General features: G+C 52.9%; 14 protein-coding genes and 2 pseudogenes. 12 read left to right on the top strand and 4 right to left on the bottom strand.

The features are described from left to right. Window positions 1-141: 141 nt before the first annotated feature. From fabV to ACFOMG_RS10105, 4 genes are all read left to right on the top strand, one after another. Window positions 142-1,344 (top strand): enoyl-ACP reductase FabV, encoded by a 1,203-nt coding sequence (fabV, locus tag ACFOMG_RS10090; protein ID WP_376866414.1) that lies wholly within the window; start codon window positions 142-144, stop codon window positions 1,342-1,344. A gap of 62 nt (window positions 1,345-1,406) precedes the next feature. Next, a complete protein-coding gene (locus ACFOMG_RS10095; RefSeq protein ID WP_376866415.1) occupies window positions 1,407-1,877 on the top strand; it encodes a YqaA family protein in 471 nt (156 codons plus the stop codon). A gap of 50 nt (window positions 1,878-1,927) precedes the next feature. Next, window positions 1,928-2,278, top strand: a complete 351-nt coding sequence (locus ACFOMG_RS10100) for a hypothetical protein (protein ID WP_376866416.1) — start codon at window positions 1,928-1,930, stop codon at window positions 2,276-2,278. Then, complete coding sequence (locus ACFOMG_RS10105) at window positions 2,218-3,201, top strand: hypothetical protein (protein WP_376866417.1); 984 nt, start codon at window positions 2,218-2,220, stop codon at window positions 3,199-3,201. The genes ACFOMG_RS10100 and ACFOMG_RS10105 overlap by 61 nt, the downstream gene beginning before the upstream one ends. Here the strand turns inward: ACFOMG_RS10105 and ACFOMG_RS10110 are convergent. Together ACFOMG_RS10110 and ACFOMG_RS10115 are read right to left on the bottom strand one after the other, a co-directional pair. Continuing rightward, a complete protein-coding gene (locus ACFOMG_RS10110) occupies window positions 3,198-3,746 on the bottom strand; it encodes a methyl-accepting chemotaxis protein (RefSeq protein ID WP_376866541.1) in 549 nt (182 codons plus the stop codon). The genes ACFOMG_RS10105 and ACFOMG_RS10110 overlap by 4 nt on opposite strands. Further along, a pseudogene (locus ACFOMG_RS10115) lies at window positions 3,729-4,493 on the bottom strand (PAS domain-containing protein); the annotation flags it as partial. The pseudogene ACFOMG_RS10115 and the gene ACFOMG_RS10110, both read right to left, overlap by 18 nt. 257 nt (window positions 4,494-4,750) lie before the next feature. Between ACFOMG_RS10115 and ACFOMG_RS10120 the strand changes: the two are divergent. Then, window positions 4,751-5,281 (top strand): hypothetical protein, encoded by a 531-nt coding sequence (locus ACFOMG_RS10120; RefSeq protein WP_376866418.1) that lies wholly within the window; start codon window positions 4,751-4,753, stop codon window positions 5,279-5,281. Window positions 5,282-5,373: 92 nt separating this feature from the next. Here the strand turns inward: ACFOMG_RS10120 and ACFOMG_RS10125 are convergent, their stop codons facing one another. Both ACFOMG_RS10125 and ACFOMG_RS10130 read right to left on the bottom strand, forming a co-directional pair. Next, on the bottom strand, window positions 5,374-6,171 hold the full coding sequence (locus ACFOMG_RS10125) for a hypothetical protein (protein ID WP_376866419.1): 798 nt from the start codon (window positions 6,169-6,171) through the stop codon (window positions 5,374-5,376). 133 nt (window positions 6,172-6,304) lie between these two features. Continuing rightward, window positions 6,305-7,688: pseudogene (locus ACFOMG_RS10130) on the bottom strand (8-oxoguanine deaminase). Window positions 7,689-7,898: 210 nt separating this feature from the next. On the opposite strand from ACFOMG_RS10130, the gene ACFOMG_RS10135 reads away from it, so the two are divergent. Genes ACFOMG_RS10135 through ACFOMG_RS10165 form a run of 7 tightly spaced genes read left to right on the top strand, consistent with a single transcriptional unit; the run spans window position 7,899 to window position 16,448 of the window. Then, complete coding sequence (locus ACFOMG_RS10135) at window positions 7,899-8,279, top strand: BlaI/MecI/CopY family transcriptional regulator (RefSeq protein WP_204997497.1); 381 nt, start codon at window positions 7,899-7,901, stop codon at window positions 8,277-8,279. A 5-nt stretch (window positions 8,280-8,284) separates the two neighbouring features. Then, the gene (locus ACFOMG_RS10140; protein ID WP_204997498.1) at window positions 8,285-9,229 is read left to right on the top strand and encodes a M56 family metallopeptidase; all 945 of its coding nucleotides are present in this window, start codon (window positions 8,285-8,287) and stop codon (window positions 9,227-9,229) included. A gap of 9 nt (window positions 9,230-9,238) precedes the next feature. Continuing rightward, complete coding sequence (locus ACFOMG_RS10145) at window positions 9,239-10,612, top strand: TolC family protein (protein ID WP_268905418.1); 1,374 nt, start codon at window positions 9,239-9,241, stop codon at window positions 10,610-10,612. Window positions 10,613-10,630: 18 nt separating this feature from the next. After that, complete coding sequence (locus ACFOMG_RS10150; protein ID WP_204997500.1) at window positions 10,631-11,872, top strand: efflux RND transporter periplasmic adaptor subunit; 1,242 nt, start codon at window positions 10,631-10,633, stop codon at window positions 11,870-11,872. 21 nt (window positions 11,873-11,893) lie between these two features. Continuing rightward, window positions 11,894-15,031, top strand: a complete 3,138-nt coding sequence (locus tag ACFOMG_RS10155) for an efflux RND transporter permease subunit (protein ID WP_376866422.1) — start codon at window positions 11,894-11,896, stop codon at window positions 15,029-15,031. An 18-nt stretch (window positions 15,032-15,049) separates the two neighbouring features. Continuing rightward, window positions 15,050-16,069 (top strand): HupE/UreJ family protein, encoded by a 1,020-nt coding sequence (locus ACFOMG_RS10160; protein ID WP_376866423.1) that lies wholly within the window; start codon window positions 15,050-15,052, stop codon window positions 16,067-16,069. Window positions 16,070-16,094: 25 nt separating this feature from the next. After that, window positions 16,095-16,448, top strand: a complete 354-nt coding sequence (locus ACFOMG_RS10165; protein ID WP_376866425.1) for a DUF6488 family protein — start codon at window positions 16,095-16,097, stop codon at window positions 16,446-16,448. The last annotated feature ends 2 nt before the right edge of the window (window positions 16,449-16,450 follow it).

The following is a 16,450-nucleotide window of genomic DNA, read 5'->3' on the forward strand; positions in this document are numbered from 1 at the left end:
GGGGAAACCCACAATTGACGTGTTGGCACAGTTGTTTGGACTTCTCGTGCGCTTCTGTCTGCTATAAGCTGGCCTCATTGATGAAAAGCTGTCACAGCTGGGCGCTACACTGCCAGCCAATTCGTTTCACAAGGACATCCCATGATTATTAAGCCCAAGATTCGCGGTTTTATCTGTACCACCACTCATCCTGTGGGCTGCACAGCCAATGTTCAGGAGCAGATCAATATCACCCGGGCACAGGGGGAGATCGGTAAGGGTCCGAAGAAAGTGCTGGTGATTGGTTCTTCCAGCGGTTACGGCCTGGCTTCGCGTATTACGGCGGCTTTTGGTAGTGGTGCGGCGACCATCGGCGTGTTTTTTGAGAAGCCGGCAACGGAGAAAAAAGCCGGTACGGCAGGCTGGCATAATTCTGCGGCATTCGACCAGCTGGCCCATGACGCCGGCTTGTATGCCAAAAGCCTGAATGGGGATGCCTTCAGCCACGAAGCGAAAAACAAAACCATTGAGCTGATTAAACAGGACCTGGGTCAGGTGGATATGGTGGTGTATTCGCTGGCGTCACCGGTACGTAAACTGCCGGATTCCGGTGAGCTGGTGCGTTCAGCACTGAAACCGGTGGGTGAGGTGTATAAAGCCACAGCCGTCGATACCAATAAAGACACCCTGTTTGAGGCCGAAGTGGAACCGGCCAGTCAGCAGGAAATAGACGATACCGTGACCGTAATGGGCGGTCAGGACTGGGAATTGTGGATGCAGGCGCTGGCGGATGCCGGTGTGCTGGCCGACGGTTGTAAAACCGTGGCCTACAGTTACATCGGCACCGAAATTACCTGGCCGATCTACTGGAATGGGGCGTTGGGTGAAGCGAAAAAAGACCTCGACCGTGCCGCCCGGGCCATTGATCAGCGCATGCAGCAACTGAACGGCAGCGCCAATGTGGCGGTGTTAAAAAGTGTTGTGACCCAGGCCAGTTCGGCGATCCCGGTGATGCCTCTGTATATCGCCATGGCGTTTAAAAAGATGCGCGAACTGGGTATTCATGAAGGCTGTATTGAACAGATCAATCGCATGTTCCGTGAACGTTTATACCGTGCTGACGGGGTTGCCCCTGAGGTTGATGAAGAGAACCGCCTGCGGCTGGATGACTGGGAATTGCGTGCCGACGTACAGGACCATTGCCAGGCGTTATGGCCAACCCTGACGGATGAAAATCTGCGCGAGTTAACCGACTATCAGGAATACAAAGATGAATTCCTGAAATTATTCGGTTTTGGCATTGCCGGGATTGACTATGACGCTGACGTTAATCCGCTGGTGCCGTTTGATGTGATCGACATCTGAGTAATAATTAACAAGTCTGGTATTTTTACAAACCCTGGGCGCCAAGCGGCCAGGGTTTTTTTATGCCCTGGCAGATATGTCGGGCAGCGGAACAGGATCTGATGGAATTTCTGCAGCCGGGTTACGGCGTTTTATTTTTATTGTCTTTCAGTGCGGCCACCATTCTGCCGTTCGGGTCGGAATGGTTGTTGTGGTTGATGTGGTCGCAGCAGTTCGCAGTTGTACCTACCCTGGTGCTGGCAACGGCCGGCAACACATTTGGCAGTTATTTCAATTATGCGCTGGGGTATTGGGCCCACGAACAGCTTCAGCGGCGTGGCAGGTTAACCGGACCTGGCTGGCAACAGGCAGAGCGCTGGTTTCAGCGTTATGGTGTGTGGAGTTTGTTGTTGGCCTGGCTGCCGCTGGTTGGTGATCCGCTGACATTGCTGGCGGGCATTCTGAAAGCACCCTGGCAGCGGGTATGGTGGTTAATTCTGCTATCCAAAAGCCTGCGTTATGGTGCATTATATCTGATTTATTTTTATATCTAACTAAAGTTAGTTGAATCAATAGTGTGAGTGGTTAAGTTTGGATTTCTGTTATGCACAATCATAAAGTCGGCCAGAATGTCGCCGCGTTACAAGAGAAAGTGGAGCAGGCGCAATCGCAGGGCGATCTGGTGGCACTGATCCGTAGCCTGAAACATCATCCCGGGCCGCTGGATTATCGTCAGAATCACTGGCGGCTGCTGGCGCTGGTGCTGTTTGTTTGTGGTCTGATTGCCGGCGCGGCGATGTTTGTCGATATCCCTGAGGTATTTATGCCGGTGTTTATCGTGCTGCGTTTTTCCGGCTACTGGCTACCGGTAGTAGCTTTGGCCGGAGCCGCTTTGTGGTATGCCGAAAAGGGCCAGATACCTGGGCCGTTAAAAAAATTAACCCACCCTGGGTAGCGGTGTTGCTGGTTGCACTGCTGGTTCTGGCGCTGAGTTTTATTCCTCACTGGCAATATTTTTACTGGTCCACGCTGCAGACGATTGGTGAATTTATTTTTCCGGTCAGCCTGGGAGATCCGGGGGTTGCTCTGGCGCTGATACAGATTCCGGCATCAATCTGGCTGGCGTATAAGCTGTACCGCCAGGCCAACTGGCGGGCGCCGTTGTCGGATCGGATTACTCAGCGTGATGCGTTGTTTAATAACGGCCTGGAGGTGCTGGAAGTAGACGGCGTCAAAGAGGCGGAATCTCTGGTTAAACGCTTCCATGATTTTCGCCGGGGTAATGATGAGCGGCGTGTCACCCGGTTATGTCAGGGCTATTTTGAAGGGCAGCAGCAGAGTTTCGGTTATCGTATCTGCCAGTATCGTTATGTCGTCCGCAAGGTCACCAGTTACACCGATTCCAAAGGGAATTTGCGCACCCGTACCGAACGCCAGGAGTATTATCGACACAGCCTGATCACCACGCTGGGAGACTCCGTCTGGATGGGGATCAGCGGCGATCGCGGCAAACGCTTTGATGGTGTGGAATATAAATCGGAAGACGATACCTTTAACCGCCATCTCCGGTGTTGGGCGAAATCACACGCTCAGGCAGATGAATTCCTGACGGATGAAATGCGCCGGTTATTATTGCAGATGGTGACGTTAGCAAAAAATCCGGTGTTGGAAGTCCTGAGCGATGGGTCTTTGTGTCTGGCGGTGGACGATGACATGCTGGCGCTGGAGCGCCGCAGCGGGCTGCATGATCCGGATGCCTTTGCCCGCGAAATCGGCGAACACGCTGAGCTGCAGACGCTCGATGGCATGTTACAGCTGATCGAACGGCTGCGGCAGATGCGCGGCAAGGATCTGAGCGGTGAATTAGAGGTCTGTTAATCCTGTGATAGCTGAGCGACGGTTTGTTTTACCTGCTCAGCGCTGTCGCGGATCTGGCTGATAACCTCTGCCGCCAGACTGATTTGTTCACCCACTTTCCGGGTCTGGTTTTCGGCCTGTTGCATTTCTTCCATGGCGGCTTTGGTCAGTGCTTCGTTGGCTTTAACCATTTCGTCAATTTCCTGGGTTGAGCTGTTGGTGCGTGATGCCAGATTACGCACCTCATCGGCCACCACGGCAAAGCCACGGCCGTGTTCACCCGCGCGGGCGGCTTCAATGGCGGCATTCAGTGCCAGCAGATTTGTTTGTTCGGAAATGCTGCTGATGGTGGTCACGATGGCAGAAATTTCTGCCGACTTTGCGCTCAGTTCATTAATGCGCCGGGCAATGTCCGCTACCTGAGTGGCAACGCTGGTGGAGGAGCTGACGCTTTGTTGCAGCAGTTTTTCTCCTTCGCTGGCCTGACTCAGGGTGTGTAATGATGATTCATGGGCCAGCTCGGCAGCCTGTTTCAGCTCCAGTGCCTGCTCGATCCGCGGGCTGATATCGCTGGCGAATTGAATCACCCGGACGACCTTGCCCTGATCATCGAGAATCGGGTTATAACTGGCTTCCAGCCAGACTTCACGGCCGTTTTTATGATGCTGGCAAAACTTACCACGTTGTGCCCGGCCGCTCTGTAATTGTTGCCAGAAATCCGGTTGTTGCTGATAAAACTGCTCATCACACAATAACTGATGATGTTTTCCCTGTAGCTCGGTTAGCGTATAACCCATGGTATCGAGAAAGTTTTTGTTGGCATTCCGGATGGTACCGTCCGGAGAAAACTCAATAATGGCCTGTGAGCGGTCCAGCGCTTCCAGAATGGCTTCCTGGCGATGGCGTTTATCGGTGTTTTCACTGACGTCCTGTGCCAGTTTGATTATCCGGGTCACCCGGCCGTTTTCTTTTACCGGGAAATACGTCGCCCGCAGCCATAAGCGCTCACCATCGCGGCGCCGGCGTGAGAATGAACCGGACTGAAACTGCCCTTGTGCCAGCTGGCGCCAGAAGTCCTGATATTCCTGGCTGGCGGCGTAACTATCATCGCAAAACAGCCGGTGGTGCTGACCAATAATATCGTCACGCTGATAACCCACCAGCTGCAGAAACAGATCATTAGCATCGATGATGATTCCCTCCGGGGTAAACTCAATCATGGCATTGTGATCCTTTAATGCCTGCTCCAGCGCCTGTGCTGAAGTCTGTGTTTGTTGCAGATGCTGGTTTGAGTGTTTTTTAGTAAACCACATAATGTCAACCCGACGCAGAAGGTGACTTAAGTCTAGAAGCTGACATCAGGCCCGCAAGTACCGGGCAGAATAGTCATCGCCACTTCATAAGGCAGATCAAGCGCGCTGTTGTCAGCGGTTGCACAAGGCTGTGTTGAGTAGCTCACGGATCCGATAAATGGCCGCTTACCTGCCACCGGAAAAGTGCTAAAGTCCGGCATACCTGTATCAGGTCACTTTTCTATCAATAACTTCCTCAGGGAATCAAGAGGCTATTTATGTCTGAAAAAGTTAACAAAGAATTCTGGTTGGGCCAGTTATTTACTTTATTGGCAACGGTGGTGGGTGTTTATCTGGCAGCCAATTCCGGTTTTGAAAAAGCCATCGAATTTGAGAATCTGCAACACCAGCGCGATGTGTACCATGTGCAGCAGTCGTTGCTGGGAGAAATGCAGGTGAATGTCGAACGCTTACAAAGCTGGGTCGATGAATTTGATCAGGCGCCACAAAATAACGATATGAGTATGCAGCCGGATAAATACCAGCTGGATACGTTTTTCTGGAATACCACCCAGGAAGGGTCTGCAATTTTTGAAATGCCACATCAATACGTCAGCGCTATTTCGGCTTTTTACCAGCGTGCTGAATATCTGCGCAGCCAGCTGTTATCCGGTAACCCGTTTGAAGCGCCGAAAGCTTCAGAAAAACTGCGCCAGTTAACCACGGAAACCCGCACTCAGTTATTAAAAAATATTCAGCAACATGTAATAGAACAACAACAACAGTTACAGCAAACCGGATTAATCTGATTCTATTGTGACTGACTTTGGCTAATAAAAAAGCCGCCAGCAACACTGAATTGCTGGCGGCTATTTTATGGCCCGGGAACAGGCTTTAATAATTACAGATTACGGAAATAAGAGCGTACAAATTCACCCTGATTCGGTTCATTTTTGGCGGTGGTGAAATTCAGCTGATCAGCCGCCATCTCTACTTTCAGTTTGTCGCCGAATTCACAATGAATGGTTTTGATCGCCTGAACTCTGGCTTTAAATGCCGGTTCATTGTTGCACAGGGTTTCCAGCTGATCGGCCACCACACCACAATAGCCCGGGATACTGACGGCCATCATGATGTCATCTGAGGTGTTATCCCAGTTCACTTTAGTCGTCAGCTTGCTGCCGCAGGCGGCATTGGTGTCGTTATCCATTGCGGCCAGCGCTTTATTATCTTCGGCCTGATGACCCTGACGATCAAAGCGGGCGATTTTTTCCTGCACACCTTTGGCTTTTTGTTGCTGATATAACGCCAGCAGGGCGGTCAGGTCGACACTCTTTTTAAGTTCTTCGTCAGCTGCCAGGCCTACTCGCCCTTGTTCTGGCAGGAAGGCTTCGTAATATTCACCGCGCCAGCCTTTCTGGCGTAATAATAACGCGCGTTGTTCGCCATCACGTTTGAACTGGTACGCTTTGGTATCACCACCGCGGGAGACGATATCACTGAGGAACACCACTCCGTCGATGTCGTGATTAATGCCACTGACTTTAAGCAAGGCTTGCTGCCCGTCTTTGCTGGGGGCTACCACAATATTCACACCGTCGTGTGTACTGAAGGCTTTCGGGTATTTGGCCAGTTCCAGCGCCAGTGTCGGGGCCGCCAGCAGGCAACCGGTGATCAGTGTCGAGATAAATTTCTTCATACGATATCCTCCCTGAGTATGTTATTGATACATCGCTTAGCCATAGTAGATGAAAGTGATGGCTGATTGCAAAAGTCAGCGCGGCTGATGCGCTGACCAATGCCTCAGGATCTGAACTGTTTCACATTCGTTATCAGCGCAACAGGGCGCTGGCAGCCTGACGGTGGCGGGCCATCCGTTCGTTGATATCACCTTCCAGCCATTGTTTGTCTTTGACTTTCCAGTGGCCGTTGATCATCACCGCATCGGCTTGTGAGGCACCACACAACACCAGTGCTGCCAACGGATCGTGAGCACCACTGAAGCGTGGTTCCGTCCAGTTTAAATAACGCCAGGTAGGCTTTGTTACCCACTGCCAGTTCGCCGATATTCGCACGGCCTAACAGCTTGGCTGAGCCTCTGGTGGCCAGTGATAAAGCATCCTGATGAGTAAATTCATCCGCCTCATAGCGCAGGCGCTGAATCAGTAATGCCTGGCGAATTTCCTGCATTAAATTGCTGTGATCGTTGGAGGCGCTGCCATCCACGCCCAGCCCGACCGGGCTGCCGGCCGCTTGTAATTCATTGACCCGGCAGATGCCCGACGCCAGCACCATATTCGATGATGGGCAATGGCAGATACCAGTACCGGCCTGGCCGAGGCGCTGAATTTCTGCATCGTTAAAATGAATACCGTGGGCCAGCCAGGTGCGATCATTCAACCAGCCGACCGACTCCAGATAATCCAGCGGGCGCAAACCAAACATCTGCAGGCAGAAAGTATTTTCGTCTTCGGTTTCCGCCAGATGAGTGTGTAAACCCACCTGGTAACGCTGTGCCAGTTCGGCACTGGCTTTCATGATCTCTGGCGTCACCGAAAACGGCGAGCAGGGCGCCAGCGCAATTTCCACCAATTGCTGGTCATCCTGTTGGTGCCATTGCTTAATCAGCCGCTCACTGTCATCAATAATCTGCTGCTCGGTTTGTACCACGCTCTCTGGCGGCAAACCGCCGTCCTTCTGGCTTAACGTCATTGAGCCGCGAGTGACGGTGGCTCGCATACCCAATGCCAGCGCGACCTCGGCCTGCTGGTCGATGGCGTGCTCCATCCCCTGCGGGAATAAATAATGATGATCGGCTGCTGTGGTACAGCCTGACAACATCAGCTCCACCATGGCCAGTTCGGTGGCGCTGGCGTGTGCTTCGGGGGTTAGTCTGGCCCAGATCGGATACAGGGTTTGTAGCCAGGGAAATAACTTCTTATTGAGTGCCGGAGGGCAGGCCCGGGTCAGGGTTTGATAAAAGTGATGGTGCGTGTTTACCAGCCCCGGTAGCAACACATGCTCACGGGCGTCAAAGGTGTGATGAATATCCGACTGGGGCTGGGCACCCGTGGCGACCAGCTCAACAATGCGATCGCCATTGACGACAATGCCGTTTGTGGCATCGCTGTTGTTGGCGGTAAAACAAGCCAGTGGCTGCTTGATCCAGAGGTTATTGGTTGGCTGGGATTGGTCTTTGTGTGCGCTCGTCGACATAACACTTCCTAAAATAGGTATTTTTCGGGGGGATTACCACAGGATTGGCCAAAAATTTGGAATGAGGCGATGAGATAGCAAATTTGTCTGTTGTGATGTTCATCCGAAATTCTGATCAAAATTTCAGATGCAGGATAAAACCTATTGACGGTCGGTTTTATATGAGCAATAATCGTCCGCATATCCAAGCATTAATTTGAAGGTTGTTCTGTGAATCTGGGAGAACTCGAAAAAGCGGCTTTACAGTATTTCTGGAGCCATGAAGAAGCGGATGCCAAGCAGGTGCATGCCTACTTTGAGACGAAGCGGGGCGGGTCTTTGAATACGATTCAGAGCACACTGGATCGCCTGTTTAAAAAAGGCCTGCTCAAGCGGGAAAAGCAGGGCTATGCCTATGTGTACCGCCAAGCCATGAGCAAAGACGCTTTTATCGGCGAGCTGGTTGCGGATGTGACCAAGGATTTCTTCAAGCCTACCGAGAATGCCCTGCACGCGGCGTTTACCTCCATGTCATCCAGCCTCTCCGATGATGAACTGTCGGAGCTGGAAACTCTGATTGAACAACAACGCAATAATGCCCGCTCGGAGTAGCTAGCGTGATCATTGGTGGCCTGGCTCTGTTTCTTAATTTTTTTGCTGTGGCGACGCTCGCTTTCTTTTTTGGCGTGGCAGCGGTTAGTGCTGTCGGCTTATTTCGTACTCCCTGGCAATCTATCGATGCCAGCGGTCGGCGCCGGTTGCTATGGTTGGCGGTGTCTACCCCTTGGCTACTTGCCTTGGGGGTATCCGTCTTCTTCCTTTTGTCACTCTCGGTTGATGTGTCCTGGGTCGGGCAGTTGATGCACTGGCATCACGTCAACGCGTTTAATTTTTATAGCTGGCATGCTTATCCCTCCCTGTTGCTGTTACTGATATTTGTTGCTGTCGCGGTCAAGACCTATCGCAGTGCAGCCACTCACCTTAGGGCTTATGGCTTGCTGAAGCTGGCGCTGAATGATGAGCAATTACTGGAGAGCAAGGTGCCCCAGGCTTTTTCGGCGGGTTTTCTGGTGCCTGAAGTATTTATCAGCACCGGCTTGATTGATCAGCTGGAGAAGAACGAACTCCAGATTGTGCAGCAGCATGAGCAAGCCCACGTCGAACGCAGAGATTCCCTGAAAAAGCTTGTATTCAGCTTTCTATCTTCATTCTTTCCCTCGCGTGTTGCGCAGCCGATGCGCAAGGCGATGTCATTGTGTATGGAGCAGTGTGCCGATGAATGTGCGGTGTCTCAGGGGACGAACCGGGCTGATGTGGCTATGACATTACTGAAAGTTACCAAACTGATGCGGGCCTACGGCGCGACTGGGGATATGGCCTCTCTGAAGTGCGCCTTTGGTGACAGTGAGGTTAAGGCGCGGGTAGCGTACCTGATGCTGGCTCAACCGGCCCGCAGCGTACCGTTAGTGTTGATGATGGCGCTGCTCAGTGTCATTGCCTTATTGTGTTTGCTCAGCGTGGATAGTGTTCACCACGTCATCGAGACTCTGTTTACTCACTAGGAATACCTTATGAAGAAACCACCTATTCTGCCATTTTTAAAACCGATTGTTAGTCGGTTTTATCGAGTGGTGCTGCCGGTACTCAAAGTACCTTTTTTTTCGCCTAAGAAACCGATTGCGGGTCGGTTTTATGTGAGAGGTAGGATATCAATCAGTACGATGCTCTGCGCGTTGATAGTTTGGCTCCCGGTATCTGCGCAGGCACAAACCGAGCGCATGGCGTCTATCACCATGCAGGACGCGCTCACGAAAACGCTGCTGCAACACCCGGAGTTACCCGGTTATCGCGAGCTGCTGAAAAGCGCTGATGGTTATATCCAGCAGGCGGGCATCGGGGAGCGACCGGAATTGAGTTTCGTTGTCGAAGATGCTTTTGGTTCTGGTGATTTCAATGGCATCGACAATGCCCAGTCCACCTTGAGCTTGAGCTGGCTGCTAGAGGGGGAGTTGCTGGACAAACGGACCCTCGCTGCTCGCAGTCAAAAAAATACCTTTATCGCGCAACAGGAAGTCAAACGCCTAGACATCGCGGCGGAAACAGCCCGCTACTATCTGGCCGCGTTGTTCTTCCAGAAAAAGAAACAGCTGGAACTTGACGCGATTACCCAGCTTGAACGTGTGCAAAGCGAAGTAGCCAAGCGGGTGAAGGCTGGCGCGGCTCCGCATGCAGATTTATATCGCGCACAAGCTAACCTGTCAGAGAAAAAACTGGTACTCAATGACGTCGGCTATGAGATCGACTCCGCCATCCAGAATCTGGCTGCCCAATGGGGCGAGTTCCAGCCGGACTTCGCCACTGTTCAGGGCAGTTTGGATGTGCCGGACCAACCAGTGAACTTGTTTGCCATTCGTGAGCGCTTGGCGCAGAACCCCAATATCCAGCTGTTCTTGAGTGAGGAACGACTGGCCCAATCGAAGATTGATATTGCGAAGGCTGAAGCTAAGGCACTGTGGCGCGTCAACGCGGGGGTGCGCCGTTATGAGGCCACTAATGACTACGGCGTGGTGGCAGGTTTTAGCGTTCCATTGGGCAGTCGCGACAGGAACAAAGGCAAGGTGAGTGCTTTGTCGGCCCAGCAGGCCGTCTCTCGGGCTAACGCCGAGGCAATGCGTATCCGCATGGAGGCCCAACTGGCCAACTATGTGCGTTCCTTCGAGCGTTATCAGGATTCTGAAGCGGCGCTTAAGCAGGACATTATTCCGCGCATTGAGCGTGCTCTAAAGGAGGCGGAGAAGGCCTACAAGCTGGGCAAGTACAGCTTTGAAGAATGGAGCTCGGCCCAGCGGGAACTTCTTGCAGCCCAGGCTGCCTTGCTTGACCTGCAATTCAAGGCCCACCTGAACCGTGTCGAAATCGAGCGCCTGGCCGGTGTGGCCATCTGAGTCTGAGGAGAAATTTTAATGAAACGATTAATTCAACCCGGTGTTGCCATAGCCCTGTCTCTGATTGTGACAGGCACTGTGATGTCAGCGCCAGCCTATGCCGTCGAAAACCAAGAAGCGGCGGCTTATGAAGAAGTGGAAAAGGGGCCGAACAATGGCCGCATGCTGAGACAGGACGGCTTTGCCATTGAGCTGGCCATTTTTGAAGACGGCGTGCCGCCGGAGTTTCGGGTCTGGGCCACTATGAACGGTCAGGCCCTGAGCCCTGATGATGTCAAGGTTCGGGTGGTGCTCAAGCGCCTCGGTGATGTGAATGACCGGATCGGTTTCTACCGCCAGGAGGGTTATCTGCGCGGTGACATGGCCATCTATGAACCCCACTCCTTCGCGGTGGAACTGAATGCCGACTATCAGGGCAAGACTTACCGCTGGGCCTATGACAATTTTGAGGGCCGGGTGGATATTAAGGATGACATCGCCGCAGCTAACGGTATCGAAACGGCGAAAGCCGGTCCGGGCACCATTCACCAGACAATCACCGCTTATGGTGAGTTGATCAATCCGGTTGAAAACACACGCGACATTGTGGCGCGCTTTGCCGGTGTTGTTAAGAAAGTTCATGTCAAGCTGGGTAGCCAGGTGAAGAAAGGCGATTCACTGGTAACCATTGAAAGCAACCAGGGCTTGAATGCCTACACCATTAAAGCACCGATTGACGGCGTGGTATCCGGCCGTTATGTCAGCGCCGGAGAGCAAACTGACGGGCAGACCTTGCTGCGCCTGATCAACAATCGAGAACTAGTTGCCGAAATTTATGTATTTCCACAGGACCGCTCGAAAGTTCGGATGGGTAGTCCGGTGGTGCTGGAAGTCGACGGCGTTGAACAACCGGCTGAAGGTGTCATTAGCTACATCGGGGCAGAAATCATCGAGGGGCGGGGCTTTCCGGTACGGATAGCGATTGATAACGCTGCGGGCGTATTCAGCCCAGGCGCTTTTGTTCACGGCCGTATTACGGTTGCCCGTTACGATGTTTCGCTATCGGTCAAACGCGATGGCATCCAGGCCTTCCGCGATTTCCAGGTGGTTTACGCCAAAGTGGGTGAAACCTATGAAGTTCGCATGCTGGAACTCGGCGCGCAGGCCGGTGAATGGGCCGAAGTGCTGGGCGGGCTTGAGACCGGTACCGAGTACGTGACCAGCAACAGCTATGTCATCAAGGCCGACATCGACAAGTCCGGCGCTTCCCACGATCACTAATCCCACGACCACGAGGTTCTTATGTTAGACATGATACTGCGGTCATCGCTGAATGGCCGCACGCTGATAATGGTCGCGGTACTTTTTCTGTGCGCATTGGGGGCCTGGAATTTTACCCGCCTGCCGATTGATGCGGTGCCGGATATTACCAATGTCCAAGTGGTGATCAACACCGAGGCGTCCGGTTATACCCCGCTTGAAGTCGAGCAACGGGTCACTTTTCCGATTGAAACCGCGATGGCCGGATTGCCGAATCTCGAATACACGCGTTCGGTGTCCCGCTATGGCCTGTCCCAGGTAACGATCATCTTCAGTGACGATACCGATATTTATTTTGCCCGCCAGTTAGTCAATGAACGTCTATCGACGGCCAAGGCTAAGCTGCCTAGTTCAATGGACCCGGAGTTGGGGCCGATTGCTACGGGGTTGGGTGAGATCTTTATGTTCACCGTCGATGCCGAACCCGGTGCAACCAAGGAAGACGGTTCATTGATCACGCCTACCGATTTGCGGACCGCTCACGACTGGATTATCCGTCCACAGCTACTGCGAGTACCCGGTGTGGTCGAAGTCAACCCAATCGGTGGCTTTAAGCGTGAAATCCAGGTGGCTATCAAGCCGGAAAAGCTGCTGTTTTATCAGGTTACCCAACAGGAATTGATCGCGGCGATTGCCGAGAACAATGAAAACCGTGGTGTCGGTTTTGTGGAGAAAAAAGGTGCTCAGCTGTTGCTACGGGTACCGGGGCAGGCCGGTAGCCTGGAGGCAATCGGCAATATCCTGGTGCGTACATTTGATGCGGTGCCGGTGCGGGTGAAAGACCTGGCCGATGTTCAAGAAGGACAGGAGCTGCGCTCCGGTGCTGCCACCCAAAACGGCCGCGAGGTGGTGATGAGCACCGTCTTTATGCTGGTGGGTGAAAACAGTCGCACCGTCGCCAAAGGTGTGGCGGAAAAACTGCAGGCCGTTAATGCCAGTCTGCCGGAAGGCATTGTGGCAACGGCGGTTTATGACCGTACCAAGCTGGTGGACAAGACCTTAACAACCGTGCAGACCAACCTGCTGGAAGGTGCGCTGCTGGTTATTGTGATCCTGTTCTTCCTGCTGGGCAACGTGCGCGCGGCACTGCTGACCGCAGCGGTTATCCCCATCGCCATGCTGATGACCATCACTGGCATGGTGCAGACGCGCGTCAGCGCTAACCTGATGAGCTTGGGGGCGCTGGACTTCGGTCTGCTGGTCGATGGTGCCATTATCATTGTTGAAAACTGTCTGCGGCGTCTGGGTATAGAGGCTAAAAGCGGCCGATCTATGTCTTTGTCTGAGCGGCTCGAAGTTGTTTATAGCGCCACTAAGGAAGTGATCAGACCAGCGCTGTTCGGTGTATTTATTATCACCGCCGTGTACCTGCCTATCTTCTCGCTGACCGGTGTGGAAGGGAAGATGTTCCACCCGATGGCGCTTACCGTAGTCATTGCACTGAGCTGCGCCATGTTGCTGTCGATTACCTTTGTACCGGCGGCTATTGCCTTCCTATTCAAGGAACCGGTGGAAGAGAAGGAAAACAAAGCTTTCAACGCTCTGCAAAACGGGTATGAAAGTTTGTTGGTGAAAGCCATTAAGGCCCGCTGGCTTGTGGTTTCCCTTGCAGCGGTGTTGGTGCTGATCTCAGGCTGGGGTGCGACCCGCCTGGGCAGTGAGTTTGTGCCCAATCTTGACGAGGGCGATATTGCCATGCACGCACTGCGGATTCCTGGCACCTCGTTGTCGCAGTCGATTGAGTTCCAGCGGGTGCTGGAGGAGAGGATCAAGGAACTGCCGGAAGTCGAGCGGGTATTCGCCAAGATGGGTACCGCTGATGTGGCCACCGATGCTGTTCCCCCCAGCGTGGCGGATAACTTTATCATTCTCAAGCCCCGCTCTGAGTGGCCGGACTCCGGCAAGCCGAAGGCGGAGATTGTTAAAGAGCTTGATGCATTGGTCAGCGACATACCGGGTAACCGCTATGAGTTCCTGCAACCGATCCAGATGCGTTTTAACGAACTGCTGTCAGGTGTTCGTGCAGAGCTGGCGATCAAGGTGTTTGGTGATGAGCTCGACAGGCTGGCGGAAGTCGGCGGCGCTATCGAAGAGGCCATTGCTGACGTCGAGGGTATTGTGGATATCCAGGTGGAGCAGACTAAGGGTCTGCCATTCCTGACAATAGTGCCGCGCAGTGATGAGATGGCGCACTACAAAGTCACACTACGTTCTTTGCAGGATCAGCTGGCAGTTGCTATCGGCGGTCAGGTGTCGAGCCTGTTCTACGAAGGTGATCGCAGTTTTGACATTACCGTCAGATTGCCCGAGCAACGTCGCAGTGACCTCGACAGCCTTGGCTCGCTACCGATACAAGTTAGCGGTGAACGCTATGTGCCCCTGAATGAACTGGTCGACTTTGAATACGTGGACGGCCTCAACCAGGTCAACCGCGAAAATGGCAAGCGCCGTGTGGTGGTTACCGCCAATGTTCGTGGTCGTGACCTGGGCTCTTTTGTAAAAGATGTGCAGGCGTCTATTAACGGTCGTGTGGATATCCCGGCCGGTTATTGGGTTGAGTACGGCGGCACCTATCAAAGCTTGCAATCGGCGTCCAATCGCTTGATGTTGGTGGTGCCAGTAACGTTGGTGATGATTGTCGGCCTGTTGCTGTTGGCGCTACGCTCTTTCAAGGATTCCATGGTGATCTTCACCGGTATTCCGCTGGCCCTGACCGGTGGTGTATTAGCGCTGGTCTTGAGGGATATTCCGTTCTCTATCTCGGCGGCGGTTGGCTTTATCGCACTGTCGGGTATCGCCATTCTTAACGGGTTGGTGATGGTGTCCTTTATCCGTGAGTTGATTAAGGACGGCATGGGTATCGACGAGGCAATCGTCAGCGGCGCTTTAACGCGGCTGCGCCCGGTGATTACTACTGCGCTGGTTGCCTCGCTGGGTTTTGTGCCGATGGCATTGAATACCGGGATTGGTTCCGAAGTGCAGCGTCCACTGGCTACCGTGGTAATCGGCGGTGTGATCTCATCGACCCTGCTGACTCTGTTTGTACTACCAGCGCTGTATCGAATATTGCAGCGTCCTGCAAAAATTGTTTCTCAATCTGAAAAAACCATTTCTCAATAATTGGAGAGTTAAAAGTCTATGTTTAAGTTATTATTAGTAGCCGCGGCCGCCTTAGCCAGTGCGTTGGCTTTTGGGCACGGCATGTCGGCAGAAGATCAGGCAAGGGCGTTGAACGCCAGTTACTTCGAATTTGTAGAACTCGGTGCTATTCATATGATCACCGGCTATGACCACCTGCTGTTTCTGTTCGGGGTGATGTTCTTTCTGACCCGGTTCACCGAGATCGTCAAGTTCATCACCGCCTTCACCATCGGTCATTCGATCACGCTGGTGTTTGCAACCCTGGCAGGTATTAAGATCAATTACTTTTTAATTGATGCGGTTATCGCCTTGACGGTGTGTTACAAGGCCTTCGATAACCTGGGGGGGTTTAAGCGCTACCTGAAAACCCAGCCGCCCAGCTTGCTCTGGATGGTGTTTGGTTTTGGCCTGATTCACGGTTTTGGCCTTTCAACCCGCCTGCAGCAGTTGCCGTTGGGCGAGGAAGGACTGGTTGGAAAAATCCTGTCTTTTAACGTTGGTGTTGAGTTGGGACAGATAGCTGCACTGGCTATTATGCTGGTCGTGCTTACCGCCTGGCGTAAACGTGAGAGTTTCTCCCGCTTTGCTGTAATGTCGAATATGGGGCTGATGGTGGTGGGTCTGTTCCTGCTGGCACTCCAGTTGCACGGTTACTTGCACAGCAAATACCCGGATGACTTCCCGCTTAACAAAGATGATCACTCCCATGTGCATGAGGATATGGCTATGTTGGATTATTCCAATGGTCCAGCTAATAGCCTGCACAGTGATGACGGCGGTGTCTCGTATCACAGTGCTCACTCTTCGGCAACAGCTGAAGCTCCTAAGGGCTCACACAGTGATGATGGAGGTGCTTCTTATCACGGTGACCACTCTCCGACAACACCCAAAGCTCCTAACGGCCTGCACAGTGATGACGGTGGTGTCTCGTATCACGGCGCCCATTCTCCGGCAGCCAAAACGCCTAAGAGCTTGCACAGTGATGATGGTGGCGCTTCGTATCACAGCGCCCACTAAATGAAAACTGAACAGGAGTATTGCCATGAAGGCATGCAAAATCATACTGATTCTATTTCTGATGTCAGCCTCTCCCCTGGGAATCGCCCATGGCGGGGGTCACAAACAAGTGAGTGAAGATCAGGTTGTCGAGATTGCCCAACGAGCTCTCAGGCAGCTGTCGTCAGCAGACTATGGTCTGAGTGTCGGAAAATTGAGTCCGACCTGGGCCGAGCTTGATGCGAGCAACATCAAAGTTGTTGAACGTCGTCGCGGTTATTTTGTCGTCAAGGTCCACAATCCACAGGAGAATGACATCGCTTACATGCTGATTTCCGCTGCGGGTGAACTCTACGATATGAATGACACTGGTAAATTTGTCGGAGTGAATAAGGAGTAGTT

Origin of the sequence: Bacterioplanoides pacificum (assembly GCF_042648445.1) — a bacterium.
In the GTDB taxonomy this organism is placed as follows: domain Bacteria; phylum Pseudomonadota; class Gammaproteobacteria; order Pseudomonadales; family Oceanobacteraceae; genus Bacterioplanoides; species Bacterioplanoides pacificum.